This window comes from Providencia sp. UF-183 (assembly GCF_058246155.1).
In genome coordinates, this window is the sequence record NZ_JBSICD010000020.1 from 43,176 (window position 1) to 66,774 (window position 23,599).

At 40.0% G+C, this 23,599-nt stretch carries 28 protein-coding genes; 18 read left to right on the forward strand and 10 right to left on the reverse strand.

The genetic code is table 11. From position 1 onward, the window contains the following. Positions 1 to 254: 254 nt before the first annotated feature. On the reverse strand, positions 255 to 950 hold the full coding sequence (locus AC4IFT_RS17145; protein WP_490752034.1) for an aspartate/glutamate racemase family protein: 696 nt from the start codon (positions 948 to 950) through the stop codon (positions 255 to 257). Positions 951 to 1,277: 327 nt separating this feature from the next. Here AC4IFT_RS17145 and AC4IFT_RS17150 point away from each other — a divergent pair, with 327 nt between their 5' ends. The 8 genes from AC4IFT_RS17150 (at position 1,278) to AC4IFT_RS17185 (ending at position 6,664) form a co-directional block, all read left to right on the forward strand. After that, positions 1,278 to 1,691, forward strand: a complete 414-nt coding sequence (locus tag AC4IFT_RS17150) for a hypothetical protein (RefSeq protein ID WP_490734809.1) — start codon at positions 1,278 to 1,280, stop codon at positions 1,689 to 1,691. Positions 1,692 to 2,084: 393 nt separating this feature from the next. Next, positions 2,085 to 2,273: a stationary-phase-induced ribosome-associated protein gene (sra, locus tag AC4IFT_RS17155; RefSeq protein ID WP_490734811.1), complete on the forward strand. Its 189-nt coding sequence runs from the start codon at positions 2,085 to 2,087 to the stop codon at positions 2,271 to 2,273. Between the two features lie 217 nt (positions 2,274 to 2,490). Next, a complete protein-coding gene (locus tag AC4IFT_RS17160) occupies positions 2,491 to 3,270 on the forward strand; it encodes a YaeF family permuted papain-like enzyme (protein ID WP_490734813.1) in 780 nt (259 codons plus the stop codon). A gap of 335 nt (positions 3,271 to 3,605) precedes the next feature. Then, on the forward strand, positions 3,606 to 4,529 hold the full coding sequence (locus AC4IFT_RS17165; RefSeq protein WP_490752035.1) for a Gfo/Idh/MocA family protein: 924 nt from the start codon (positions 3,606 to 3,608) through the stop codon (positions 4,527 to 4,529). Between the two features lie 83 nt (positions 4,530 to 4,612). After that, positions 4,613 to 5,050, forward strand: coding sequence for a VOC family protein (locus AC4IFT_RS17170; protein WP_490752037.1), 438 nt, complete (start codon positions 4,613 to 4,615; stop codon positions 5,048 to 5,050). Positions 5,051 to 5,164: 114 nt separating this feature from the next. Beyond that, on the forward strand, positions 5,165 to 5,593 hold the full coding sequence (locus AC4IFT_RS17175) for a universal stress protein (RefSeq protein ID WP_273804234.1): 429 nt from the start codon (positions 5,165 to 5,167) through the stop codon (positions 5,591 to 5,593). A 127-nt stretch (positions 5,594 to 5,720) separates the two neighbouring features. Next, positions 5,721 to 6,056 (forward strand): hypothetical protein, encoded by a 336-nt coding sequence (locus AC4IFT_RS17180; protein WP_490734819.1) that lies wholly within the window; start codon positions 5,721 to 5,723, stop codon positions 6,054 to 6,056. 170 nt (positions 6,057 to 6,226) lie between these two features. Continuing rightward, entirely contained in the window at positions 6,227 to 6,664 is a 438-nt protein-coding gene (locus AC4IFT_RS17185; RefSeq protein ID WP_353244133.1) for a universal stress protein, read from the forward strand. Between the two features lie 54 nt (positions 6,665 to 6,718). On the opposite strand, the gene AC4IFT_RS17190 is transcribed toward AC4IFT_RS17185, so the two are convergent. Then, positions 6,719 to 7,012 carry a DUF5339 family protein gene (locus AC4IFT_RS17190; protein WP_225818277.1) on the reverse strand — a complete coding sequence of 98 codons (294 nt, stop codon included), beginning with the start codon at positions 7,010 to 7,012 and terminating at the stop codon, positions 6,719 to 6,721. Positions 7,013 to 7,251: 239 nt separating this feature from the next. Here AC4IFT_RS17190 and AC4IFT_RS17195 point away from each other — a divergent pair, with 239 nt between their 5' ends. Continuing rightward, entirely contained in the window at positions 7,252 to 7,653 is a 402-nt protein-coding gene (locus tag AC4IFT_RS17195) for a hypothetical protein (protein ID WP_490734822.1), read from the forward strand. A gap of 8 nt (positions 7,654 to 7,661) precedes the next feature. On the opposite strand, the gene AC4IFT_RS17200 is transcribed toward AC4IFT_RS17195, so the two are convergent. Next, the gene (locus AC4IFT_RS17200) at positions 7,662 to 8,291 is read right to left on the reverse strand and encodes a TetR/AcrR family transcriptional regulator (RefSeq protein WP_490734824.1); all 630 of its coding nucleotides are present in this window, start codon (positions 8,289 to 8,291) and stop codon (positions 7,662 to 7,664) included. Positions 8,292 to 8,489: 198 nt separating this feature from the next. Here AC4IFT_RS17200 and AC4IFT_RS17205 point away from each other — a divergent pair, with 198 nt between their 5' ends. The 4 genes from AC4IFT_RS17205 to phoH all read left to right on the forward strand — a co-directional run bounded on the left by AC4IFT_RS17205 (position 8,490) and on the right by phoH (position 12,280). Beyond that, positions 8,490 to 9,302 (forward strand): threonine/serine exporter family protein, encoded by an 813-nt coding sequence (locus AC4IFT_RS17205; protein WP_219248590.1) that lies wholly within the window; start codon positions 8,490 to 8,492, stop codon positions 9,300 to 9,302. Further along, complete coding sequence (locus AC4IFT_RS17210; RefSeq protein WP_353244129.1) at positions 9,293 to 9,763, forward strand: threonine/serine exporter; 471 nt, start codon at positions 9,293 to 9,295, stop codon at positions 9,761 to 9,763. The genes AC4IFT_RS17205 and AC4IFT_RS17210 overlap by 10 nt, the downstream gene beginning before the upstream one ends. Before the next feature lie 299 nt (positions 9,764 to 10,062). After that, positions 10,063 to 11,016 (forward strand): endonuclease, encoded by a 954-nt coding sequence (locus AC4IFT_RS17215; protein WP_490752061.1) that lies wholly within the window; start codon positions 10,063 to 10,065, stop codon positions 11,014 to 11,016. 478 nt (positions 11,017 to 11,494) lie between these two features. Next, the gene (gene phoH / locus AC4IFT_RS17220) at positions 11,495 to 12,280 is read left to right on the forward strand and encodes a phosphate starvation-inducible protein PhoH (RefSeq protein ID WP_490734827.1); all 786 of its coding nucleotides are present in this window, start codon (positions 11,495 to 11,497) and stop codon (positions 12,278 to 12,280) included. A 76-nt stretch (positions 12,281 to 12,356) separates the two neighbouring features. Here the strand turns inward: phoH and zinT are convergent, their stop codons facing one another. The 5 genes from zinT to AC4IFT_RS17245 all read right to left on the reverse strand — a co-directional run bounded on the left by zinT (position 12,357) and on the right by AC4IFT_RS17245 (position 16,665). Next, positions 12,357 to 13,010 (reverse strand): metal-binding protein ZinT, encoded by a 654-nt coding sequence (gene zinT, locus AC4IFT_RS17225; RefSeq protein WP_490734829.1) that lies wholly within the window; start codon positions 13,008 to 13,010, stop codon positions 12,357 to 12,359. Between the two features lie 186 nt (positions 13,011 to 13,196). After that, positions 13,197 to 14,036, reverse strand: a complete 840-nt coding sequence (locus AC4IFT_RS17230; RefSeq protein WP_490734830.1) for a siderophore-interacting protein — start codon at positions 14,034 to 14,036, stop codon at positions 13,197 to 13,199. 155 nt (positions 14,037 to 14,191) lie between these two features. Next, positions 14,192 to 14,371: a DUF2474 domain-containing protein gene (locus tag AC4IFT_RS17235; RefSeq protein WP_273804241.1), complete on the reverse strand. Its 180-nt coding sequence runs from the start codon at positions 14,369 to 14,371 to the stop codon at positions 14,192 to 14,194. Further along, on the reverse strand, positions 14,328 to 15,338 hold the full coding sequence (cydB, locus tag AC4IFT_RS17240) for a cytochrome d ubiquinol oxidase subunit II (RefSeq protein WP_275074814.1): 1,011 nt from the start codon (positions 15,336 to 15,338) through the stop codon (positions 14,328 to 14,330). Before cydB ends, AC4IFT_RS17235 begins: the two co-directional genes overlap by 44 nt. Beyond that, on the reverse strand, positions 15,328 to 16,665 hold the full coding sequence (locus tag AC4IFT_RS17245) for a cytochrome ubiquinol oxidase subunit I (protein WP_219248577.1): 1,338 nt from the start codon (positions 16,663 to 16,665) through the stop codon (positions 15,328 to 15,330). The genes cydB and AC4IFT_RS17245 overlap by 11 nt, the downstream gene beginning before the upstream one ends. 244 nt (positions 16,666 to 16,909) lie before the next feature. Here AC4IFT_RS17245 and AC4IFT_RS17250 point away from each other — a divergent pair, with 244 nt between their 5' ends. Together AC4IFT_RS17250 and AC4IFT_RS17255 are read left to right on the forward strand one after the other, a co-directional pair. After that, positions 16,910 to 18,334, forward strand: coding sequence for an aminotransferase-like domain-containing protein (locus AC4IFT_RS17250; protein WP_490734833.1), 1,425 nt, complete (start codon positions 16,910 to 16,912; stop codon positions 18,332 to 18,334). Positions 18,335 to 18,430: 96 nt separating this feature from the next. Beyond that, positions 18,431 to 18,997 carry a HutD/Ves family protein gene (locus tag AC4IFT_RS17255; protein WP_490752038.1) on the forward strand — a complete coding sequence of 189 codons (567 nt, stop codon included), beginning with the start codon at positions 18,431 to 18,433 and terminating at the stop codon, positions 18,995 to 18,997. On the opposite strand, the gene AC4IFT_RS17260 is transcribed toward AC4IFT_RS17255, so the two are convergent. Further along, positions 18,994 to 19,605 carry a LysE family translocator gene (locus AC4IFT_RS17260; RefSeq protein ID WP_490734837.1) on the reverse strand — a complete coding sequence of 204 codons (612 nt, stop codon included), beginning with the start codon at positions 19,603 to 19,605 and terminating at the stop codon, positions 18,994 to 18,996. The genes AC4IFT_RS17255 and AC4IFT_RS17260 overlap by 4 nt on opposite strands. A 165-nt stretch (positions 19,606 to 19,770) precedes the next feature. Here AC4IFT_RS17260 and AC4IFT_RS17265 point away from each other — a divergent pair, with 165 nt between their 5' ends. Further along, on the forward strand, positions 19,771 to 20,238 hold the full coding sequence (locus AC4IFT_RS17265; protein ID WP_490734839.1) for an Lrp/AsnC family transcriptional regulator: 468 nt from the start codon (positions 19,771 to 19,773) through the stop codon (positions 20,236 to 20,238). A gap of 3 nt (positions 20,239 to 20,241) precedes the next feature. Here the strand turns inward: AC4IFT_RS17265 and AC4IFT_RS17270 are convergent, their stop codons facing one another. After that, on the reverse strand, positions 20,242 to 20,784 hold the full coding sequence (locus AC4IFT_RS17270; RefSeq protein ID WP_490734841.1) for an RNA 2'-phosphotransferase: 543 nt from the start codon (positions 20,782 to 20,784) through the stop codon (positions 20,242 to 20,244). A gap of 749 nt (positions 20,785 to 21,533) precedes the next feature. Between AC4IFT_RS17270 and AC4IFT_RS17275 the strand changes: the two genes are divergently transcribed. Continuing rightward, the gene (locus AC4IFT_RS17275) at positions 21,534 to 22,898 is read left to right on the forward strand and encodes a radical SAM protein (RefSeq protein WP_490752040.1); all 1,365 of its coding nucleotides are present in this window, start codon (positions 21,534 to 21,536) and stop codon (positions 22,896 to 22,898) included. Beyond that, complete coding sequence (locus AC4IFT_RS17280; protein ID WP_490734845.1) at positions 22,888 to 23,571, forward strand: TorD/DmsD family molecular chaperone; 684 nt, start codon at positions 22,888 to 22,890, stop codon at positions 23,569 to 23,571. The genes AC4IFT_RS17275 and AC4IFT_RS17280 overlap by 11 nt, the downstream gene beginning before the upstream one ends. The last annotated feature ends 28 nt before the right edge of the window (positions 23,572 to 23,599 follow it).

Consider the following 23,599-nt stretch of genomic DNA (forward strand, 5'->3'; position numbering starts at 1 on the left):
TGGGGAAAATTCCGTAAATTAAATTTGCTGTTGAAAATCGATAATAAGAGTGGAAATTTTTCTGCTATATAAAAATAGATGTTTTAGTAAGATAATGAAGTTGATTTTTATCATTTAATGAAGATATAAATTGGAAATATAGATTTTTATTCTAAACTGTTATGATGTGATGCCATCTTTGCAAATAAATGAATGTTAGTATAGATACTACCTAAGTATCTTTATTTAAACGGTAGTATCATTATTCGCTAATACTAAATTGATAGTGCAATTTCGACTGATTTTTCTGCGTGGATTGCTGTCGTATCAAAAATGTCTACTGTGGTATCATCCATACCCACTAATAGTGTAATCTCAGTACATCCTAAAATGATCCCTTCAGCACCTTGTTCGACGAGCGACGCCATAATTCGTTGGTATTCTTTTTTTGAGGAGATATTAATGTTACCTAGGCAGAGCTCATTATAGATAATATTGTGAATAATTTTTCTATCTTCACTATTTGGTGTTAGTACGTCTAATCCAAATTTATTAATTAATCTATCCTTATAGAAAGATTGCTCCATTGTAAATGCGGTTCCTAATAAACCAATCTTTTTGATTCCAGATTTAGCAATGCGCTCACCAGTGGCATCGGCGATATGTAATAAGGGGATTTGCGTACTTTGTTCAATTTTGTCAGCAACTTTGTGCATTGTATTTGTGCATAGAACAATAAAATCTGCACCCGCAAGTTTTAATCGATTGCCAGCATCAGCTAAGCATTGAGCCGCAAGATCCCATTGACCATTTGCTTGATAATGCTCTATTTCAGCAAAGTCCACACTGTATAATGCAATTTTTGCAGAGTGCAAGCCTCCTAGCTTTTGTTTGACAGACTCATTAATGTGTTGGTAATAAAGTAATGTTGACTCCCAACTCATACCACCGATTAGGCCGATTGTTTTCATTTAAAGACTCCGAATTCATTATTTTGTTGAGCTATTCACTATACTGATATTTTTTTATAAACACAGTCTATATATGATTAAAAAATAAGGTGTAATTAAGATGAATAAAATGTAATTCTTAAGTTAATTACATTTAAATATGACTTAGGTTGATTTAATCTGCGATATAGACAGTACTTAATGTGTGGTTATTTTGAATGTAAGAAAAAAGAGAATGTTTTTCTCAATAAGTTAAGGGATTTTACATTTTTATAGTGGATTTTAAATAATATAAAGTTATTATCAGGAATAACTCTCTCAATATTGATAATTGATGGCGACAATGAAATGAATTTTTTTAAAATAATCATTGCGATACTTATTTTTGGTGCTGCGTTTCTACTCGGTGCCTTATACATGAAACCAACTCAATTGAGTTTAGTCGAGCAAGTCAAAAAAAATGTAAATGATGTTCTTGCTTATCCGCAGGCAGCAAAATTCAAAAACATTGAATACCATTTTTCCCGTTATACCGCAGATAATGGCAAGGTCGGTTATGTTTGTGGTGAGGTGTTTCGTTATAAAAATGATAAGCCAGATGGGTATAAACGTTTTATTGTTAAAGCTTACACGCACGATGATGAAACGCGAATGGATATCTCAATTCCTTTCGTTGAAGGAGGGCATGAGATTTTATTGCCTGAACAAGTTAACCAGATATGGAATGAAAAGTGCTCTAGCCCGGCATCTCCGCTAGAGTAATTAACGGCGTGTTAATGTTGATTAACACGCACTCTTTTTACAATATTTTGGCAGGGTAGTGAAGAGATTAACGGCCCCTATGACAATAGCCTCATAAAAAGCGAGCAGGAGGTATTTAAGGGGAGTTAATAACCAACGTCAATAAGATAAACTAAGAATAATAATTGCTAAGGTGAATGGGGTACCAAAAAGGTACTAACAAATTTTTGTTTCTGTGTGAAACTAATAAGTTTAATTACATTAAATAACGTCGATTTGGTGCTATACTGGTTAGGTTACATTTTGTTTTATATTTGAAGTAAAACAAAAAAATACCCTTGTGGTCAACGAAGACTATATTTTTGATATTCATGATGCTAATGAATTTAAATTGACTAGTATAAGGAGTCGATAATGGTTAGTAATAATAGCGCACGTCGCTTATTAGGAATGCCTTACAAGCAAAGCCGCTCTAAAAAAAATATTCGTGTATCAATAGGTTCACAAGATAATAAAACTGTCGCGGTTCAAAAAAATAAAGCGACAGAAAAGAAAACATATCACTCAGTCACAGTTTTTTATCCAGAATATGTGATTAACTAACAGAGTATATGGAACCCTCTAGACTCCTAGAGGGTTAAAAAATGCGGATCTACGATATTTTATTTTCTATTCTGTTTGAAAATATCTCACCTAAATTATCTAAACGCGATAAAAAACTGAAGCACCCTAAAATAATTAGTAATAGTCATAAATATCATTAAAGTATAATATGTGTACATTAATTTATAATGTAAAACAGAATACTGGGCGTTTTAGGATGAAATCTCATTTTTTACTTTGTTTTTTGTTTTGTTTTTTTCTTGCAGGGTGTTCTACTCAATTTAAGTCTGATGAAGAAAGTAACCGCTTAAATTTCAGTATTCAACATGCGAATACGATCCCTATAAAAGATACTGTAGAGCCATTAGCTGTGACTGATATGTTACCAGGGGATATTCTATTATCTTCTGCAACAGGACTAAATTCTTGGGGAATCCGCTTGTTTAGCGTTAGTGGCGTGAGTCATGCTTCTATTTATTTAGGACTAGGAGAGGTGGCTGAATCTGTTGGTAGCGGTGTTCGAATTATTACATTGCAACAAGCGGTTAAAGACTCAAATAATATGGTGGTCTTAAGGCAATCAGGGTTAACTTCATTACATGCGGATAAACTGCGTGAATTTTCTGTGCGTAACAATGGCAATAAATATAATTATAAAGGCATTGTTATGATAGCGCCTTGGATGATCACTAAAAGGGTGTGTGAACTGCCATTAATCGGTGAAACAATACGTAATTTCTGTCTTAGAACCCTTGCAACAGTCCAATTAGGTGATGATGTAGACCAAGCGAATGGTTTCTTTTGTTCTCAGTTTGTCTTAGATGCTTATAAATATGCAGGTATACCTTTATTTGAAGGGAACTCATCATGGATCACTCCTGCGGATATATTGCATATGCGTACAGGTGATGTGCCAACATTTATGCCAACCCAGCGCTTAGTTTATGTTGGTCACTTAAAGTCATGGAGTTTCAGTAGTGCAATACGTAAGCAATAACAACATATTGAAAAATAAATAAAAAAAAGGCCAACAACTAAGTTGGCCTGCTAAACTGGAAGCAATGTGAGCAATGTCGTTTGTGACAAACCTGAGTGATTTACTCAAGTATTCACGAGGTAAAAGATAACCATTCTCATTTAATAAATCAACCCCTTTTTTTGTATTGCTACTGATGGTTTTTTAGCGACTGAATTGCCTTTTATTTCAAATAAAACAATGTATTGTGTTTTTATCTGCCACATTATTGAGTTTTTCGACAAAAAATTTTTTAAAAAAAATCATAATAATGAGATTATTCCCGTCTAGGTTAGTCACGAAAGAGTCAAACTAAGATGGATAAATTAAAGGTTGGGGTAGTAGGTTTAGGGGGGATCGCCCAGAAAGCCTATTTGCCTATTTTGGCAAAAGAAGAAAATTGGCAATTAGTTGGCGCATTCTCGCCAAATCAAACAAAAGCTAAAATTATTTGCGATAGTTACCGGCTTCCCTTATTTAGCAACATTGATGCACTTGCCGCTCAATGTGATGCTGTCTTTGTTCACAGTGCGACTGCAAGCCATTTTGAGGTGATAAAACGCTTATTACAGGCCAATGTTCATGTATATGTGGATAAACCGCTGACTGAACAGATTGCGCAATCTGAACAATTGATTGAATTAGCGCATCAACAGCAAAGAACCTTAATGGTTGGCTTTAATCGACGATTTTCCCCTTTCTATGTAGCGTTAAAACAAAATACACAACGCTTTGCTTCTATTCGTATGGATAAACACCGCACCCACAGTGTTGGGCCTAAAGATACCGCGTACACATTGTATGATGATTATTTGCATGTGGTTGATACCGTACTTTGGCTTGGGGGCTTTGAGGCAGTTTTGAAAAGTGGAAATATACAACAAACCAGTCTTGGTGAGTTATTTTATGCGGAACATCATTTACAGGCAGGTAATTGCTGGCTAACAACCTCGATGCACCGTAAAGGGGGGAGTCAACAAGAGCAAATTATTGCTGTCGCGGAGGATGAGCTGCACCAAATCACCAATATGAATCATTGGCGTCGTGAAACCGCCGCAGGAGTCAGTGAGAAACAGCCTGGCAATTGGGATTCTATTTTAGTACAACGTGGTTTTGATGGCGCAGTACGCCATTTCATCGACTCAGTAGCAAACCAGACGCCACCTGTGATTAGTGCAGAGCAGGGCATAATTGCTCAACGAATGGTTGAATCTATGCTTTTACAGTTACAAAATGGCTGAATCAAGCAAAGTGGTGAGTGCAAAGGCGGCTATTCTACTCGCTATATTTAATAGACTCAGAAAATATATATTGAGGTCACATCATGTTAGATTTACAAGATAGTGCGGATATATTGTTTATTGCCGGATTTGGCCCAATAGTGGCTGACTTCGAAAAAAGTCAGCATTTTTATTTAGATGTTTTAGGGCTGCCACTTAAACCGATAGAAAACGGTAGCCAATATTTAATTTGCGAGCCTGAACATCTTGATGGAGTTAAACATTTTGCACTTTGGCCTTTAACTCAAGCCGCGCAATCGTGTTTTAACAAAGAGCAATGGCCTGCAGATATTCCTATTCCACAAAGTTGGATGGAGTTTGAAGTCTCAGATATTGAAAAAGTGACCCAAACTTGTCAAGAACAGGGTTATGAATTGCTAGTAAATAACCAGATGGAGCCATGGGGGCAAACCGTGACACGTTTATTAAGCCCAGAAGGAATGCTAGTGGGTTTAACGGTCACACCATGGTTAAGGGAATAGTGTTTGAAATTGTCGCTAGAGATCTCATTTATCTTTTAGAATAAGAGACATTTATGCGTAATTGTTTATAATTTTGTTGTAGAACTTAATTTTAACATTTATTTAGGAGGGGTTATGTATAAAACGATTCTGGTCCCTATTGATTTAACTGAAGACGAATTAACCAGTAAAGCAGTTCGTCATGCCGTTAATCTTGCAAAACAATCTGGCGCAAAAATTCACTTAATCCATGTGTTGCCTATTTCATCAGCAATTATTAATGCATACGCATTAGGCTATATGGAAATAAAAGATCGTGCGACGGTAAAAGCGGAAGAAGACATGAAAATGTTGATGGATACGATTGACTTACCGCATGAGGATGTCAGTTATACCATTACATTTGGTTCACCACGCGATGAAGTTATAAATACGGCTAAAGATATTAATGCCGATATCATTGTAGTTGGTTCTCGCCGTCCTAATATCACCACTCATCTCTTAGGTTCAACTGCGGCAGGTATTGTCCGTTACGCAGAAACATCAGTACTTGTTGTTCGTTAATAAATAGAAAAGGAGCCTACAGATGCTGTAGGCTCTTTTTTATTTACGTTGATTAAGTTATAGGATTAACGGTGTTTAATTTTATATTGACTCAATTTAGCCAATAATAAGATCTCGCTAGGTTTATATGGAAAAATTTTCGAAAGAATTACTGCGTATTGAGCATTTTATTCTCAGAGTGATACGTTTTTATTTACTCGCTCTTTTGGTTTTTTTCCTTGGATTATTGCCTGGTATTATCGGTTTTTATTTTATTGAAGGGCACTCCATTGTGGAATCAATGCTAAATGCACTTTCAATGTTGAGTGGGCAAGCTATTGAACCTGCACCGATAACGCAGGGCGGTCGTTTTTTTATTGCGATTTATGGATTATTTTTGCAAAGCGTATTTATTATCAGTATTGGGTTGCTTGTAACCCCATTTATTCATCGTATTTTGCATAAATGGCATTTAGAGGAATAAACTTTTTTGCAGTAAAAGCAGGGAGCTTCACAGCTTTTTAAGTGTAGCAATACTATACTTTTAACCGCTTAATGATAATTATTCACCCGCAATACCTAATACGCAAATCGTGAAAATGAACAATAATACGGTTTGGAAGATGGATAAACACAATTAATAAGGGGCATCGTATGTATAAAACAATTTTGGTTCCCGTGGACATATCTGAAGATGTTTTAACAGATAATGCATTAAAACATGCGGTCTATTTGGCAAAAATTTCGAATGCAACAATTCACTTATTTCACTCTGTTCCCGATGTTTCAAGATTTTCGATGAGTTACAGTTATCACTATGATTTACTGTCTTCATTTGCGAAAAAAGCCGTCGAGCGTTCTGAAGAACAACTCAAAGAAATTATTGAAAAAATTGATTATCCTTCAGATAAAATCACTTATAAGGTGGAATTTGGTTCTCCAAGAGACAAGGTTTTAGCCGAAGCGGAAACTATTAACGCTGACTTAATTGTTATTGGTTCTCGAAATCCGAGTATATCAACGCATTTATTAGGTTCGAATGCATCTGGTATTGTTTCTTATGCGAAAATATCAGTACTTGTCGTCCGTTAAAATAAAAAACAGCCTGATTTTCAGGCTGTTTTTTTGAAGACATGGAGGATAGGTTTATTTGGTTTTAACCGCTTCTTTGGCTTGTTCAATCGCTTTTAGCGCTTGGCTGCACGCTTGCTCTTGGGCATCATCCGGGTAGCTAGCTAAGGCTTTTTTCGCCTCTTCTAACTGAGACTTCATCAGCGCAATCTGCTCTCCCGCATTGGCTTCATCTTTATATTGTTCTTCAGCTTGTTTAACAAGTTCGTTCATTTCTTTAAAGTAGGTGTCACAGGTTGCACCTGCATTTGCATTAAAGGCAACAACAGCCATAAATAACCCACATGCAATCGGAAGAGTTTTTTTCATCGTATTTTCGCTTTCAAAAGTCACAATATAATCAGGATAACATTCCATATTAAAAAACGCACCACTCAACCTTTATTAATGTTTTAAGCGAGAATAATTTTAGCCATATTGAGATTATTCCTGTACACCAAACGATAGAATAGCATGTATTGCAAAAGACAAATGATAATCATTCTTGGCTGAGTTTAAATTAAAAGTGTACACTCTGGTACACTTTAATGAAGCACAGTGAGATTGTTATGCAAAATAAAATTATGGTGGATACTAACAGTTGGCCTGTTTGTGTTATGAACGCATTCCCATCTTCAATGGATGAAACACGTTTATGGTTAGAGGAAATGGATTTACTCCTTGCGAGAAGGGAACAATTTAGCTTGGTATATCCACCGATTGCCCCGAAAGAAAAACCATCCGCAGAGGATATTGAAGGCATGAAATATGTGCGTCGTTGGTTAAAGCATGCCAAAGAACCGATGGAACAACATTGCCGTGCGATGATTGTGACATTATTGCCAGATGGAAGTGATAAGGAAGAAAAAGAGCGTTTAGCGCCGATGTTATCTGCGTTATATGGCCCAGAGGTGTTATTGGCTAAAGATATCCATACCGCGAAAGCACAAGCTCAAGCCATGCTAGCTTAAAGGGCAGGTTAAGCGCTTATTTTTCGAATATAACTGGCGATGATATCAACAGAAAGTGCAATTTGCTGGTTGATAAATTCATCGCTGGGCTGGAAGTTTTCGACACAAAACGTAGTGATGAACACATCCGCTTTGAGCATTTCCAAAAATCGTGATGAAATACTTAACAATGTTTTTTCATCGACGTTAACATCCGGTAATGCAAGGAGTTTTTGGGTTAATAAGCGGTAGCTTTTTACAGGGCCTTGTTCGAAAAAGGCTTGGCTGATTTCAGGGAAGCGGTTGTACTCCCCGAGGATCAATCGGTATAAACTGATGGATTGTGGTTTAAGCACACTAAGTAAGAAGCGCGAACCATAATAGGCCAGTACTGACTCAATCGAATTGAAAGGAGGATCTTTTTCATCTGACTCTGAAAAAATATCCTCAATCATATCGGCAATAACGGCGGCAAATAACCCTTCTTTATCTCCAAAGTTTTTATAGAGCGTAGAACGAGACCCGCCCGCACGCTCAATCACCATGTCCAATGTTGCTCCCTCGAAACCATACTGAAGAAATACATCCGCTGCCGCAGCAATAATGGCTTGATGGCGGCGTCGGCCTTTTGGTGTTTTGGCGGCGAGTGAGCTATTCATAAATGATTGATCCTATCATTTCGTTTGAATTATGAAATAAAGTGGTAATTTTACCAAAAAAGTTTAAATCAGGTGGTCTGAATCGCAGATTTACCTGAAAGAGATCATGATTTAAGCTAATGATTGGCTCTATGATAATTGTAAAGACTAACATGTTTAAGTGAATTTCTGAATGCTTGTCATCATTTTGGGGGCGCAATGGCGGGATGTACGTTAGATAAACAACGTTTTATAGAGGGAGATTCTGTTGAGATGCAACGGGAGATCACTCGGTTATGCATTGAATGTGGCTTGTTATTGCTACAGCATGGTGCAGAGAGCATGTTAGTGGAACAATTAACGACCCGGTTAGGTATCGCACTCGGTGCAAGCCAAGTCGACAGTGCGATTTCATCAAACTCTTTAGTTTTAACAACCATTATCGATGGCCGCTGCTTAACTTCAACACGACGCATTATCGACCGTGGCATTAATATGCATGTGGTGACAGAAGTGCAACATGCCGTGATACTAGTTGAACATCATTTATTAGACAGAAAACAGTTACAAAAGAAATTGTCTTCCATAAAACCCTTGCGTTACCCACGTTGGTTGATGGTGCTAATGGTTGCATTATCCTGCGCGTGCTTTAGTAAACTCAATGGTGGTGGTTGGGAAAGTGCTTTAATCACGTTCTTAGCCAGTGGTTGTGCGATGTATATCAGACAAGTTTTAACCTCTCATCAAATGAACCCATTGATTAACTTTTGTATTACTGCATTTGTGGCAACCTCTGTCTCGGGGTTATTACTCAAAATTCCTTATCTGGCAGTAACAGAAACGATTTCGATGGCGGCGAGTGTTTTGTTACTTGTGCCGGGATTTCCGTTGATTAATGCTGTTGCGGACATGTTTAAAGGGCACGTGAACACAGGCCTTGCACGCTGGACGATGGCGAGTTTACTCACGCTAGCAACCTGTATCGGTGTGGTGCTGGCGATGACTATCTGGAACTTAAAAGAATGGGCATAGAATTTCTGTTAACGTTGATTGAAAAAATGGTGTTAGCCGCTATTCCTGCGATTGGCTTTGCCATGGTGTTTAATGTCCCTGTGCGGGCACTTAAATATTGTGCTTTGCTCGGTGCGATTGGCTATGGCTCTAGAATGATTTTGATGGCGTTAGGGCTGCAAATTGAATGGGCCAGTTTCCTCGCCGCAATTCTTATTGGCATCATTGGCATCCAATGGTCGCGCTGGTGGTTAGCTCACCCAAAAGTGTTTACGGTCGCGGCGGTGATCCCCATGTTCCCCGGGATTAGTGCTTATGTGGCGATGATTTCAGTGGTGAAACTATCCCAGTTTGGTTATAGCCCTGAGTTAATTGAAGTTTTAGTGACAAATTTCTTAAAAGCCTCTTTCATTGTAGGCGCATTGTCTATCGGTATTTCATTACCCGGATTGTGGCTGTACCGAAAACGCCCAAGTGTTTGATATTCAATAAAACTTAAGTGGTATTTTTGCTTTATTAAGCAGATTGCCACTTGGTGTTATTAACGATAAAAACTAACATAAACTATTAAATTTGCAGAAATTCTGATGGCGTAATTATTTAATAAAAATAGGCAATCGCTGATACCATTAATGTTTTAATTTGATTAGAATATGCGATATTTTCTATATACATTAGGGTGTTAGAAATAACACTAACGTATCTATATTAATTTTTCGCTTATATTCTGATTAGTGGTGTTATTTTGAAACAGTCCAGTTTTTTGTATTTCTTCCGTTTTATTCTGCCTTTCTTTCTCTTTTTACCACTTTCTTTCTCTTTTGCGGTGCCTAGCTCATTTACGCAAGCGAAAGTGCTCAGCAAAACGCAAGTCTATTCCGATCAAAGCAAGCAAGGGGAAGGAACGATTTACTGCGGCTGCCAGTGGGAATGGGCAGGCAAAAGTGGTGGGCAAGTTGATTTAGCCTCTTGTGGTTATCAAGTACGTAAACAGCAAAGCCGTGCGGAACGTATTGAGTGGGAACATATTGTGCCTGCGTGGGTATTTGGTCATCAGCGCCAATGTTGGCAAAATGGCGGGCGTAAAAACTGCGTTTCGACAGATCCCGTTTTTGGTCGCATGGAGGCGGACTTGCATAATCTGGCACCTTCCATTGGTGAAGTGAATGGTGATCGAAGCAATTTTAGCTTTGGCCAATTATCGACAAATACACCTTATCCTTATGGAATGTGTCGTAGTCGTGTTGATTTTAAACAAAAGGTATTTGAGCCCCGCGATGAGGTAAAAGGGCAGGTTGCTCGTGTCTATTTCTATATGCATGACCGTTATAATTTGTCTATGTCACGTCAGCAGCAGCAACTCTTTATGGCATGGGATAAAAAATTCCCGCCAAACCAGTGGGAACGTACTCGTGATGAACGTATTGCCAACGTTATGGGGCACCATAATCCCTTTGTGACAGGGCAAAAACAGTGGAGCTTAAACCACAAGAATGGTGGCGAGGGAGTGAGATTTTCCCCAGTTTCAACGGTATCATCACCTAAGCAGCCTGAAAAACAAACTAACTTAGTCGATTCAGCTGAAGTTAAAGGTAATAAAAATTCTAAAAAGTATCATTTCTCCCATTGTTCGGGTTTTAAGACATTATCAGATAAAAATGCAGTTATGTTTACTAATGAAAATGCTGCCCAAGAAGCGGGTTATCACCTAGCGGGGAACTGTAAACCGCGTTAATAACAACGTAAGCGTCAACAATCGATTGATTGTTGACGCTTTTTTAGGGGGAAATTTGATATGACATATAAAACACAAAAATGTGTTAAAAAAATGTTGCTTTCTGAAAAAAATTAGCGCTATATTTAAGGTAAGTAAAAATTGCAATGAAAACAGCGCCTCACTGAGTCACAAAAAATATTGCAGTTTGTCATATTAGTGTCATACAGATTCATTAGTTTAACGGTATCGCTGTCACAGGAGAAACTAATGGGAAGTAAGTATTTGTTAACACGAGAACAAGACCGGTTAGCCTCCATCATGAAATTGTCATGGTGAGATGACTAACCGGTTTTTTTTATGGCCTGTTAAAAAGCAAGAGGATTGAACCACATTACACTGTTTTATCGTTAACCAAGAGCTTGAAGGGAGCTCCTCTCTGTTCTGAATAGTTAGTCATCTGAAATTGACATCACTGATACCTGGAAGGGTTAATACTATGAGTAGACAGAAAGCTGCAACAAAAGCACGTCGTGAAATGAAACGCTCATCACGTAAAGAACGTTCTGGTCGGTTTGACATGAATAACGTTGCGTCCTTCGCTGAACTGACAGGCATTGAGCCTATCGGTATGGCAAAAGAGCGTCGTGATGGCTCACCAATCCTGCCACGAAATGAAGCTCAAAAGCTCTATATTAATTCGATTAAACACAAGCAGTTAATTTTTGCCAATGGTGAAGCGGGCTGTGGTAAAACCTTTATCAGCACTGCATTAGCCGCCGATGCATTGTTTAATAAAGATATCAGCAAGATCATTGTGACAAGGCCAGTTCTTCAGGCAGAAGAAGACCTCGGGTTTTTACCGGGGGATATGTCGGAAAAGTTTGCGCCGTACTTTCGACCTGTGTATGACGTTCTAGCAAAACGGTTAGGGAGTTCGTTCCTGCAATATTGCTTGCGCCCTGAAATTGCGAAGGTAGAGATCGCGCCATTTGCCTATATGCGAGGCCGAACGTTTGAAAATGCCATTGTCATTTTAGATGAGGCGCAAAATGTTACGGTCACCCAAATGAAGATGTTTTTAACGCGTTTGGGGGAAAACGTCACGGTGATTGTGAATGGGGATGTGACCCAGTGCGACTTACCTAATGGGGTTCAATCGGGTCTTGCAGATGCGTTACAACGTTTCAGTAGTGATGAAATGGTCTCGATGGTGAACTTTACCATTGATGATTGTGTGAGATCGCAATTGTGCCATAAAGCGTTATTGGCCTATAACGACTAATTGATTTGCCTCGAGAGTAACGAACATATGCCCCATAAGTGATAGCTGGGGCATATTTTTTATTAATTACAGTTGATTAATGGTACAGCATTTCGTGGACAATTTGCTCGTCAGTTAATGAATACGGGTAATAGGTTGGCCAGTTGTCTAATTGCCCCAATAGTTTCTCTTGTGACTCATTGCCCATATATAAGTGGAAATGCCCTGACGTTTGCGGCTCAATAATATGGTCGCTAAATTGAATGTATTTTGGCGCTTTGGACTTAGCATCTTGGCATTCAAACAGGTAGCGAACGCCTTTTTTACCCGAAGTGTAATGTAAAATTTTATAGCCTGAATACGCATATTGGCAGCTATTGACGACACCGTTTTGAGTAAATTCAATCACGTTATTTTCGATGCCAATACTGTCAACATCTGTGGCGTAACCTTTTTTATAGTAAGCGCGGTATTCTTCAACTGTTTTATCTTTATTTTTCTGCGCTTTACTTTCTAAAACAGCATCCAACTTTCCATTTAATAATAAAGGATTAACTGACTCCCATACACCTTGCCAATCACTTAACGAACGGTCTTTGACATCAGAATCTTCAAAAATGCCTTTTGAAGCTTGAAGGGCTTTTTCTGATTGTGGGTGTGCGTGACTGTGTGAGCCGTGTGCAATAGCAGAAAAACTGCTAATGGCAAAAATGGCACTGAGCGCGGTATTTAATAATGTGTGTTTATGCACTGTCATTTCCTATTTTGATGATGTCTATTTTTATTATGTTATAACATAACATTTATCGCAATAAAAAAATGCACAGGATAGGGGGATTCGATACAAATAAACGAAAAGGCGGGGGAGGCAAGGAGTAGTGAGACGCTTATCAGCGATAACGCAACTGATAAGCGTTGAGGGTAATGTAAAACGGAATTAGTCGTCAGGATTATCCATTACAGCATGGCGTTCATGGTGATAACCTTCTTCATCATAGCCATGTCTCCAATAGGGGATCGCGTAGATATCATCGCGACCAAACCCTTTTTCACGGCGAACAAAACGACGTAAATCACGAATGATCTGGTCTTCACCTGCTATCCAAAATGCACAGTCAGTAGCCGGGATATCCCATGATTTAAATGCGCTAATTAATTCAGCGGTTTTGCTGATATCGCCACAAATCCAGATGATTTCAACCTGAGCAGGTTTTTTAAGTGGGCGTACATCCGCTGGGTTATCCATGCGTAACACCACTTTTCCTTGGGCATCTGCTGGCATTTTTTCTAATAATGCGCCAATAGCAGGCAGTGAACTGGAGTCCCCCGCCATAAAATAGTGTTTTCGACTTGGCAACAGTGGATCTGGGCCGCCAGGGTTAGTGATCCCCATCCAATGACCGGGCTTAGCATCACGGGCAAATAAATAGGCAGGCCCTGTCGCACCATCATGCATGGCAAATTCAATGTCGATTTCGCTAACGTCAGGGCGAATGGCTCTTACGGTATAGGTGCGCACAAATGGGCGAGGTTTATCTTCAGGCCAACTACGGCCTTCTTTACTGAGGATAGGCAGAGCCGGTTGGCTAGATAAGTCAGGGGCTAAAAAGATTTTTAAGTGTCCGCCTTCGCAGTCGGTTGGGTAGTCTGCAAGTTTTTCACCGGTGAAGGTGATGCTACGGATCGAGGGGCTGACATCAGTAATGGATTTAACTTGAATAAGCTGCGGTGGCGCCGGGCGGTAGATATTTTTTTCAACGGGTTGTTCAGTAGCCACGGACGGTCTCCTTCGTTAATGATAATTTTATTATTTGGTAATTATTATCATTATCATATCACGAATATTAATTATTTAACCATTTATATTCATCCTATCTGCCTCACATAAAACAAAAAAGTGCCTTAGGTATTAACATAAGGCACTTGAGTTATCTACTTCACTTTCATCCCAGCAGCGGTCATCATCAACTTAAATACGGAAGAGAAAGCAAACAGTGCTAACACACTTCCTAGCCAGATAATTGCCATCCAACCGAGTTTTTTCCACCAAGGGGAAGCCACTGCGGTATCAATGGTAGCCTTGGTCTGGGGTAATTTTTCCTCTGAAGACATAGTAACTCCAATAGGTATAAACCAAAATAACAGGAATAATGAATAACGCGCCCACTAACATAAAGCCTAAACTTTCAGAAGGGCCCGCTGCGTCACGGAAGCTAATTGCGGGTGGGATCAGAGTCGGCCAAATGCTGATCCCAAGGCCGGTAAAACCGAGGAAAATCAACATCAATGCGGACAAAAATGGCACACTGTCATGTTGCTGGCGCTTTGCGCTTTTTAAGATTAGCCATGTACAACCCAGAACCAATAATGGAACAGGCAAGAAGAAGAACAAGTTTGGCAGCGTGAACCAGCGGTCAAAAATGGCTTCATTAAGCATTGGTGTCCATAAACTAATAACCGCAATTACTGCAACCATCAATAAGGTTAATGGACGCAGAATGCGGTACATCGTGCGGCGTAGGTGCCCCTCTGTTTTCATGATTAGCCAGCCACAAGCCAGTAAGGCATATGCGACAACTAAGCCAAAACCACAAAATAGCGGGAAAGGGGCAAACCAATCAAAGTAGCCACCCATAAAGGTGCGATTTTCTACGTGGAAACCTTGGATAAAGGCACCCACGACAACGCCTTGAACGAACGTGGCAAAAATAGAACCCCAGATGAATGCGTGATCCCAATGGCGGCGGTGAGATTCGTCCGCCCGAAAGCGAAATTCAAATGCCACACCACGGAAAATCAAGGCTAATAGCATAAAGGTGAGTGGAATTGATAACGCATCTAACACAATTGCATAGGCAAGGGGGAATGCACCAAATAAGGCCGCACCACCGAGCACAAGCCACGTCTCGTTACCATCCCAAACGGGGGCAACGCTATTCATCATTAAGTCACGGTCTTGGCTATCTTTTAGGGCAGGATAGAGAATGCCAATCCCTAAATCGAACCCATCCATGACGATATACATCAACATACTAAATACGATGATGACAAACCAAATAAGAGGTAAATCAATGCCCATGAGCTGCGTCCTCCGCGATACCTTTACGAATTAATTTCATCATGTACATGTAGCCGATACCGAACACTCCACCGTAAACCACAAAGAAGGCGATTAAACTGATGCTCATGTGCATTTCACCGTGGGCGCTGACGGCATCTGAGGTGCGCTGCAAGCCATAGACCACCCAAGGTTGACGGCCAATTTCAGTGGTAAACCAGCCCGCTAAAATGGCAATTAATCCAGAGGGCGCCATGATGAACATAAAGCGCAGGAATGTTTTGGATTCATACAGGTTTTTACGGTAACGCAGCCATAATCCCCAAACCCCAGCGGCTATCATTAATAAGCCTAAACCGACCATCACGCGGAATGACCAAAACACCATAAATACATTCGGTCGGTCTTCTGGTGCGTATTCTTTTAACGCAGGCACTTGTTTATCAATGCTGTGGGTTAAAATCAGGCTCGCAAGATACGGAATTTCGATGGCATATTCGGTTTTTTCTTTCTCTTGGTTTGGAATACCAAACAAAATAAGCGGTGTCGCTTCACCTGGTTTGTTTTCCCAGTGGCCTTCCATCGCAGCAACTTTAACCGGTTGATGTTTCAGTGTATTCAAACCGTGCGCATCACCGATTAACGCTTGGAGTGGGGCTAACACTAAAATCAACCACAGCGACATGGAAAACATTTTCTTCATCGCACTGGATTTGTTGCCTTTGAGTAAATGCCAAGCCGCAGAAGCACCAATAAAGAATGCCGCCGCAAGGAACGCTGCCGTGGTCATGTGCAATAAACGGTATGGGAACGATGGGTTGAAAATGACCGCTAACCAATCAACGGGGACGATGCGGCCGTCGATGATTTCGAAGCCTTGTGGCGTTTGCATAAAACTGTTGGATGCCAAAATCCAGAAAGTGGAAATGATGGTACCCAATGCAACCATGCAGGTGGCAAAAAAGTGCAGTTTTTCACCCACGCGGTTCATGCCAAACAGCATGACACCAAGGAAACCCGCTTCAAGGAAGAAAGCAGTTAACACTTCATACGTGAGTAATGGACCCGTAATTCCGCCCGCAAAATCTGAAAAGAAACTCCAGTTGGTACCAAATTGGTATGCCATCACCAATCCAGATACCACGCCCATTCCGAAATTAACTGCAAAAACTTTGGTCCAAAAATGGAACAGTTTTATATAGTCTTCGTCACGTGTTTTTAGCCATAAGCCTTGTAGTACCGCAAGAAAACTTGCGAGACCAATCGTAATGGCTGGGAAAATAATATGGAACGAGACCGTAAACGCGAATTGTATACGGGCAAGTTCCAGCGCAGTTAGTCCAAACATATTGACCCCTGAGTGGATATGTTAATGGCACGCTGCATTTAAAGCCTTGGTGGTCACAATCGAGGCGCTTATCCCTAGCAAAAAAATTGCTCACACCGGAATGCTAATCATCGCAATCCGACTAAAAATGTTTTGTGCTTATAGTTAAAAAAAGTCAGGTGAATGTGTGGATAAGTAGAACATGAGACGATAAACTATAATAGTAACAATTATTGAGTTATTAACTATAACAGTTGAGGCGGCAATGACGAGATATGAACAGTTAGCAGCGCAAATTCGTCAACAAATTGAAGACAATATCTGGCAAGTTGGTGACAGATTACCTTCACTTAGGGAAAGCGTTAAGCAATCAGGTCTTAGCTTAATGACCGTGGTACAAGCTTACCAATTACTTGAAAGCCAAGGATGGGTCGCCGCACGTCCACAGTCTGGGTACTATGTGGCCAACCGAAATAACGCTTTTGCGGCAGCAAAAGGGGGAAAAGGACTCCATTTAAATGAAAATGTAGAGATTAACGCCTCGATATTTGGGGTATTACAAGCTTGTAAGGATCCGGATATTATCCCATTTGGCTCCGCATTTCCAGAACCCGCCTTATTGGATGACCCTAAATTAGCCAAATCATTGGCATCTGTCGCAAGGCGTTTATCCAAATTTAATACGCCCGCGAACTTGCCGCCGGGAAATGAACAATTACGCCGTAATATTGCCCAACGTTATGCAACGCAAGGCATTCATGTTGCTCCAGATGAAATTGTGATCACCGCAGGTGCGATGGAATCACTGGTGCTAAGCTTGCAATCTGTCACCCAACCAGGGGATTGGGTGGTGATTGAATCTCCCGCATTTTATGGCTCATTACAGGCTATCGAACGGCTAAAGCTCAAAGCGATCGCCATTAAAACGGATCCTTTATTTGGTATTGACCTTGATGCATTAGAAGATATTGCCAGCAAATACCCGATTAAAGCCTGCTGGCTAATGACCCATTACCAAAACCCGCTGGGCGGGACAATGCCACAAACCAATAAAAAACGTTTAGTGGATATTTTAAATAAACATCAAATTGCATTAATTGAGGATGATGTTTATGGAGAATTATATTTTGGTAATAAGCAGCCTATTCCTGCAAAAGCGTTAGATACGAAAGGGCATTTTTTCCATTGTTCATCATTTTCGAAGTGTTTAGCCCCCGGCTATCGTGTGGGATGGGTCGCTGCGGGGCATCACGCAACGAAAATTCAGCACTTACAAATGATGAGTACGGTGTCAGCCAGTGTGCCTACACAGCTTGCTATTGCAGAATACCTCTCTTTAGGGGGGTATGATGCCCATCTGCGTAAATTACGGCTCACGATGGAGCAGCGGCAACACCAGATGTTAGGGGCAATCGCCAAATATATGCCGCCTTCAGTTAAAGTGAATATGCCCAAAGGTGGGTACTTTTTGTGGTTAGAATTCGAACCCCCGTTTAATGCTATTCGGTTATATCAATTAGCATTAAAAGAAGGCATTAGTATTGCACCGGGCAGTATGTTTTCAACAAGCGATCAGTTTAACCATGCATTTCGTTTAAATGTCTCTTTTACGTGGACTGAACGTATTGAAGAGGCGATGAAAACATTAGGTCGGTTATGTCACCATTTAATTAAAGAGAAGCGCGATTAGTCACATTATTGTTGTAAATTCATTGCCTTGAAAGACTAACTTTGCGACTCTAAGTAGAAATCTAAAACAGTGAATAACAACGTTTTGGGAGGTAATGTGAAAATTAAATGTTTTGATATCACCGATTTGCCAAACCTCAAATGGAATGATGGAGGCGGGGCTAGCCAAGAAGTTTTTTGCTGGCCAGTTGCCTCGGATTATTCATTACGTGCAAGCATCGCGACGATTAACCAAGATAGCTATCTTAAACGATACGCTGAAGGTGAAAGGCTAGTTATCTTGCTCAATAACCAAGAAATAACATTAAGCGATAATAAAAGCTTTATGCAGCGGTTGAGCCACATTGGGGAGAGTGCCCAATTTTCGGCTCAGCAATATGCAGCAATAAATGTGAGCCAGCCGAATACACAGCTATTGAATTTTATTTTTCGAGCGGATCGCTGGGTAGCAAAAAGTACTTTAGTAACAGAAACGTGCAAATTGCCGAATAACCAATCGGGTCTAGTTTTTGTGCTAAGTGGCGAATGGGCCGTGTCTGGCGGGAACTGTAATCGAATGGCAGTTGGACAAGGCGGTTGGTGGTTACCGGATATCGGCGAAGGTGAAGTGACTCCCCTGAGTGCCGATAGCCAGTTGATTTGGATTGAATTATTACCGCGCTAGCTCGCGGCTAACCCTATGGCTGCAAAGGTTAACAAGCCGCCAGCCACCCCCTCAGTGATACGGCGTTTATTATCGTTATAACCTTGTTTTTTATGCATGGATGCAAACAACACGCCAATGACCCCATAAATCACCACACAAGAAACAATAAAAGTGGCAGAAAGGATTAACGATTGAATCGCAACACTTTCGCTTAACTGAATAAAATTAGGCAAAATCGCAAAATAGACCAATAACCCTTTAGGGTTTAAAAAACTGGTTAAAAATGCCTTACCAATCACGGCTTTATTCGATACCTTTTGTATTTTGACTTCGTTGGCTTTCATTGCAGACATGATCATCCGCACGGCAAGGTATGCCACATAGGCAACACCGACCCATTTTATTGTGTGAAATACCATCGGTGAGGCTGCAACAATCGCGGCTAAGCCAAGTGCGGCGAGTATTGCATGGGCAAGGTAGCCTAAAATAATGCCTAAATTTGCTTTCCAAGCGGCGCTTGCCCCACCTGAAAGCCCTTGTGCTGAAATGAATAAAATATCTGGGCCCGGTGTGCAAATCAGTGGGATCACGGTAGCACTGAATAATGCTAAAGTGTGTAATTCCATACGATGACCTCTTTGGTTTTTATTGTTGATGAGGCAACTGGCCAGCTGCGTAAAAATTATAGCGATAATGCAGTAGTATAGGGTTGTTTTATTGCTTGAAAATAACAATAAATTGGCATTGAATATCAATAAGTATTAATAAGTGAGTGTTGGATATCAATAAAAATGAATATGATAAAACTTGATGCTATTGATAGGCGCATTTTGCAAGTGTTACAGCGTGATGGAAAAATACAGAATGTCGAACTGGCTAAGGAGGTTGGGCTTTCCCCCTCGCCTTGTTTGCGTCGCGTAAAACTGCTTGAAGAGGCAGGCGTCATCAAGCGCTATGTGGCGGTGCTTGATGGGGCAAAAATTGGGGCTGGCTTGTCGCTATTTGCGCGTATTTGGTTTAAAACTCAGGATGCGAAAACCATTAACCAATTTGTTGAAGACATCAAGCAGATGCCTGAAGTCGTGGAATGCCACCTAATGGCGGGGGAATGTGATGCACTAATTCGTATAGTAACGAAAGACCTTGCCTCGTATCGCCGTTTTCACGCCGATCATTTAACACAAATAAACAGCATCCAAAGTATTAAAACTGAAGTCCCTATGGAAACGGTTAAGGTCACTTACGCGCTGCCACTTTAGCGATTACGGTTGGATAAACTTGGCGGGAACGTGCTCAGTTAACCAAACATGGTTATCGGATAAGTAAAATTGATAACCTGACTCTATCATTTTTTTGGCTTCAATTACTAAAACGATGGGCTTACCGTGCCGTGCGCCTACATGGGTTGCCGTCTCTGTATTATCTGATAAATGGACATGGTGACGGTTACCCGCTAATAACCCTTGTTGCCTAATTGAATCAACAAAGCGGGTCGCTGTTCCATGGTAAAGGAACTCTGGGGGAATTTGTGAAACGTGATTCAGGCTAACCTGTTGGCTTGAATGCCCTTGTGCTGCGCGGATTTGGGTGTGTTCAGCATTGAAGGTAAAGCGCTTTTTATTGTTATTTTCGACGACATACTCTAATAGTTCACGGGTGAGCTTTTTCCCGTGGCGGTTAGCGTGTAATAATAATTCATCGACACTAACCCAGCCATCTTGGTCAAGTGTGAGTGAAATAGATTCAGGTTTATGGCGTAAAACGTAGCTTAAGAACTTGCTAATTTGAATTGTTTTGTCTTGCATATACTGCCTATTAATAATATTTATTTCCTTTAAGTTTAATTTAATTAATAACTAAGCGTAATTAATTAGTGAAATCATAACGAAGTGACAGAATAAAAACGATGTAAATAATCCTAAAATGTTTTTTGCACCAAAAAATTATTTTTTCTAATCAATTAAAGACAGGTGCCTGATTGCTTCGATAACAATTGATCTGAATTAGTTAAAAATACTTTCTATTAAATTCAAATTACGAATGAAAATCTGTAATAGGACGCATTAGTGATATTTATTATTTGTTGGTTTGAAATTTAATGTTACATTTTGAAAAATAATCATTCATTTTAAATATCAGGGTAAATATAATTTTTCTTGATGTTTTTTAGTGTGATTGTAATTCGAAATATAAATTATTATATAACCATTCGTAATGAGATTGAATAGTGTGTTGTTTGTAACGTGTTGAGTATGTAAGGAATTTATGGGTGAATAACTGTGAGGTAAATACGTTGAAATAGAATTTTTTGTTGATCCTGCGCAATTTCATTTTGCTTCAATTATTTATACTGAGTTTATTAATTTGGCAACTAATAGATAGTTTTAATTTAGAGATTAAATAACCTCAATCTCACCATAAATGTGCTGTATATACTGTTTGCTCCGTTATTAATGTCAGTCAGAATTAATCAAATAATTAGATGTTAATTACATAACCATATTCTATAACAAAATTGATTCATAAAATATCTTCCCTTATTAAAGGTAAATGAATGATCTATCCGATGACAGATAGCATGCTGTCCACACTCAAAAATGATAAGTTTTCACGCTATGCTATGCGCTATTTAGCGATTGAGAAAAAGACGCAATCTGCTATTTCAGAGTATGGCTTAGGTTTTGAAATTCCTTTTTCACAGCAAACTGAAATTCAACAACTGAAAACGGAGTTAAAAACCCTAGGGGCGGTTTTTGCAAATAATGGCAAAAGCATCCACAGCGGCTGGCTCTCTAGCGCCTGTGTGCAATGTCGTACGGGGGAAGGGAGCCATACCACATTCTTGTCTTTAAAATGCCATCGAGATTGTTATTTCTGCTTTAACCCTAATCAAGAAAATTATGACGGTTTTCAACAGGAAATGCGTGATGCGATAGGTGAAGTCGACGCGATTGCTGAGCAAGACTATCCATTATCCCACATTGCACTAACGGGGGGAGAGCCGCTGCTATTTCGAGAAGAAAGTATTCAATTCTTTCAACGTGTACAGCAAAAATTACCGCAAGTTCACACCCGCTTATATACCGCAGGCGACCCGCTAGACCGCAATACGGCGCTTGCATTAGCCAAAGCAGGGCTACAAGAGGTGCGCTTTAGTATCAAGATTGATGATCCAAAAGAACGTATTGAAAAGGTGTTGCACCGTATTGCGTTAGCGCGCGAAATTTTCCCTACGGTGATGGTGGAAATGCCTGTTATCCCTAATACTGAAGAACAAATGTATCAGTTACTGATGCAACTCGATGACATTGGTATTGATGGCATCAATTTATTGGAATTTTGCTTTCCTCTCACCAATAGCCATGAATACAAAGCCCGCCATTTTGAGTTAAAAAACCCACCTTATGAGGTGTATTACAACTATTGGTATGCAGGTGGCCTTGCGGTTGCGGATAGTGAATTAGCCTGCTTACGAGTGCTGAAGTTTTCATTAGAAAAAAAATTATCCATTGGTGTGCATTATTGCTCCTTAGAAAATAAGCATACGGGGCAAGTGTACCAAAGTAACGCGTTTTTCCAGCACGATGAGCAAGTCATGGGCCCCCATTATCTTTTCTCCACAAAAGATTATTTCTTTAAAAGTGCCAAGGTGTTTGGCGATGATTGCGAGAAAGTGGCCCACTATTTAAAACAAGCCAATGCGCCATTCGAACAAGAGTTACTCCACGGTTTTTTACAATTTAACCCTGAATCGATTTCGTCTTTGCAACCGCTGGCAAATCTCCCCATCGCACTGACTTCTCATATCGTTGAACCGGATGAAAACGGTAATCCACTGATTAAAGAAGTGCGCATTGAGCTAACCACACCCACTGAATTTTTATTGGCCGACATACAGGGAGGTTCCTGTGAAAAATGAAAACCCAACGTTAGATTTTTTGTATGCAAGGCAGTTTGCTTATGACGTATTGCGCCGCTTATTCATGGAAGAGCCGACACCTGAATTACTGCGATATTTGAGTGAGGCAGGGTTGGCGCTATTTCCCTGCGAAGACAGTTTGCCTGTGATGGCGGATGCCGTGAGTGCAATGCAAACCGATTTGCAAGCTCGCAATTTACAAGCCGGTTCAGAAGATTTTGAAGATTTACATTGGGACTTTACGCGTCTATTCATTGGGCCAGAAGCGCCTCCTGTAGCACCTTGGGAGTCTACGTATGTTTCTAGAGACAAGCTGTTATTCCAAGAAAGCACCCTTGCTGTGAAATCATTCTATCAAAAATATGGATTTGAATTAGGGCACAAAGAATTCGAAGCCGCAGACCATATTGGTTATGAATTAGATTTTATGTGGAATCTGAGTCAGAAAATTGTTGAATGCACCGAATTAACAGCTGAACTCACTGATGAATCAAAAGTGTTATTACAGGCATCAAGCTTATTTTTAAATAACCACCTCTTGGCGTTTATTACCCCATTTTGCCGTGACCTGCATAACCACGCCAATACCCCATTTTATCGCCAGTTGAGTGCGCTGTTAGAGCCATTTTTACGAAATGATCAAAAGAAAATCAACGAACTAGTCAATTTATAATAATAAAACGAAAGGAAGAGGTAAGAGC

What these genes read in the sequence shown, in the direction of transcription:
- AC4IFT_RS17260 (WP_490734837.1), bottom strand. Translation starts at nt 19,605, where the DNA reads ATGGAATTACACACTTTAGCATTATTCAGTGCTACCGTGATCCCACTG.
- AC4IFT_RS17195 (WP_490734822.1), top strand. Translation starts at nt 7,252, where the DNA reads ATGCAAAATAAAATTATGGTGGATACTAACAGTTGGCCTGTTTGTGTT.
- cydB (WP_275074814.1), bottom strand. Translation starts at nt 15,338, where the DNA reads ATGGGCATTGATTTACCTCTTATTTGGTTTGTCATCATCGTATTTAGT.
- AC4IFT_RS17250 (WP_490734833.1), top strand. Translation starts at nt 16,910, where the DNA reads ATGACGAGATATGAACAGTTAGCAGCGCAAATTCGTCAACAAATTGAA.
- AC4IFT_RS17265 (WP_490734839.1), top strand. Translation starts at nt 19,771, where the DNA reads ATGAATATGATAAAACTTGATGCTATTGATAGGCGCATTTTGCAAGTG.
- AC4IFT_RS17275 (WP_490752040.1), top strand. Translation starts at nt 21,534, where the DNA reads ATGATCTATCCGATGACAGATAGCATGCTGTCCACACTCAAAAATGAT.
- AC4IFT_RS17205 (WP_219248590.1), top strand. Translation starts at nt 8,490, where the DNA reads ATGGCGGGATGTACGTTAGATAAACAACGTTTTATAGAGGGAGATTCT.
- AC4IFT_RS17150 (WP_490734809.1), top strand. Translation starts at nt 1,278, where the DNA reads ATGAATTTTTTTAAAATAATCATTGCGATACTTATTTTTGGTGCTGCG.
- AC4IFT_RS17170 (WP_490752037.1), top strand. Translation starts at nt 4,613, where the DNA reads ATGTTAGATTTACAAGATAGTGCGGATATATTGTTTATTGCCGGATTT.
- AC4IFT_RS17160 (WP_490734813.1), top strand. Translation starts at nt 2,491, where the DNA reads ATGAAATCTCATTTTTTACTTTGTTTTTTGTTTTGTTTTTTTCTTGCA.
- AC4IFT_RS17165 (WP_490752035.1), top strand. Translation starts at nt 3,606, where the DNA reads ATGGATAAATTAAAGGTTGGGGTAGTAGGTTTAGGGGGGATCGCCCAG.
- AC4IFT_RS17180 (WP_490734819.1), top strand. Translation starts at nt 5,721, where the DNA reads ATGGAAAAATTTTCGAAAGAATTACTGCGTATTGAGCATTTTATTCTC.
- AC4IFT_RS17185 (WP_353244133.1), top strand. Translation starts at nt 6,227, where the DNA reads ATGTATAAAACAATTTTGGTTCCCGTGGACATATCTGAAGATGTTTTA.
- AC4IFT_RS17235 (WP_273804241.1), bottom strand. Translation starts at nt 14,371, where the DNA reads ATGTCTTCAGAGGAAAAATTACCCCAGACCAAGGCTACCATTGATACC.
- AC4IFT_RS17270 (WP_490734841.1), bottom strand. Translation starts at nt 20,784, where the DNA reads ATGCAAGACAAAACAATTCAAATTAGCAAGTTCTTAAGCTACGTTTTA.
- AC4IFT_RS17145 (WP_490752034.1), bottom strand. Translation starts at nt 950, where the DNA reads ATGAAAACAATCGGCCTAATCGGTGGTATGAGTTGGGAGTCAACATTA.
- AC4IFT_RS17200 (WP_490734824.1), bottom strand. Translation starts at nt 8,291, where the DNA reads ATGAATAGCTCACTCGCCGCCAAAACACCAAAAGGCCGACGCCGCCAT.
- sra (WP_490734811.1), top strand. Translation starts at nt 2,085, where the DNA reads ATGGTTAGTAATAATAGCGCACGTCGCTTATTAGGAATGCCTTACAAG.
- phoH (WP_490734827.1), top strand. Translation starts at nt 11,495, where the DNA reads ATGAGTAGACAGAAAGCTGCAACAAAAGCACGTCGTGAAATGAAACGC.
- AC4IFT_RS17190 (WP_225818277.1), bottom strand. Translation starts at nt 7,012, where the DNA reads ATGAAAAAAACTCTTCCGATTGCATGTGGGTTATTTATGGCTGTTGTT.
- AC4IFT_RS17245 (WP_219248577.1), bottom strand. Translation starts at nt 16,665, where the DNA reads ATGTTTGGACTAACTGCGCTGGAACTTGCCCGTATACAATTCGCGTTT.
- AC4IFT_RS17210 (WP_353244129.1), top strand. Translation starts at nt 9,293, where the DNA reads ATGGGCATAGAATTTCTGTTAACGTTGATTGAAAAAATGGTGTTAGCC.
- AC4IFT_RS17175 (WP_273804234.1), top strand. Translation starts at nt 5,165, where the DNA reads ATGTATAAAACGATTCTGGTCCCTATTGATTTAACTGAAGACGAATTA.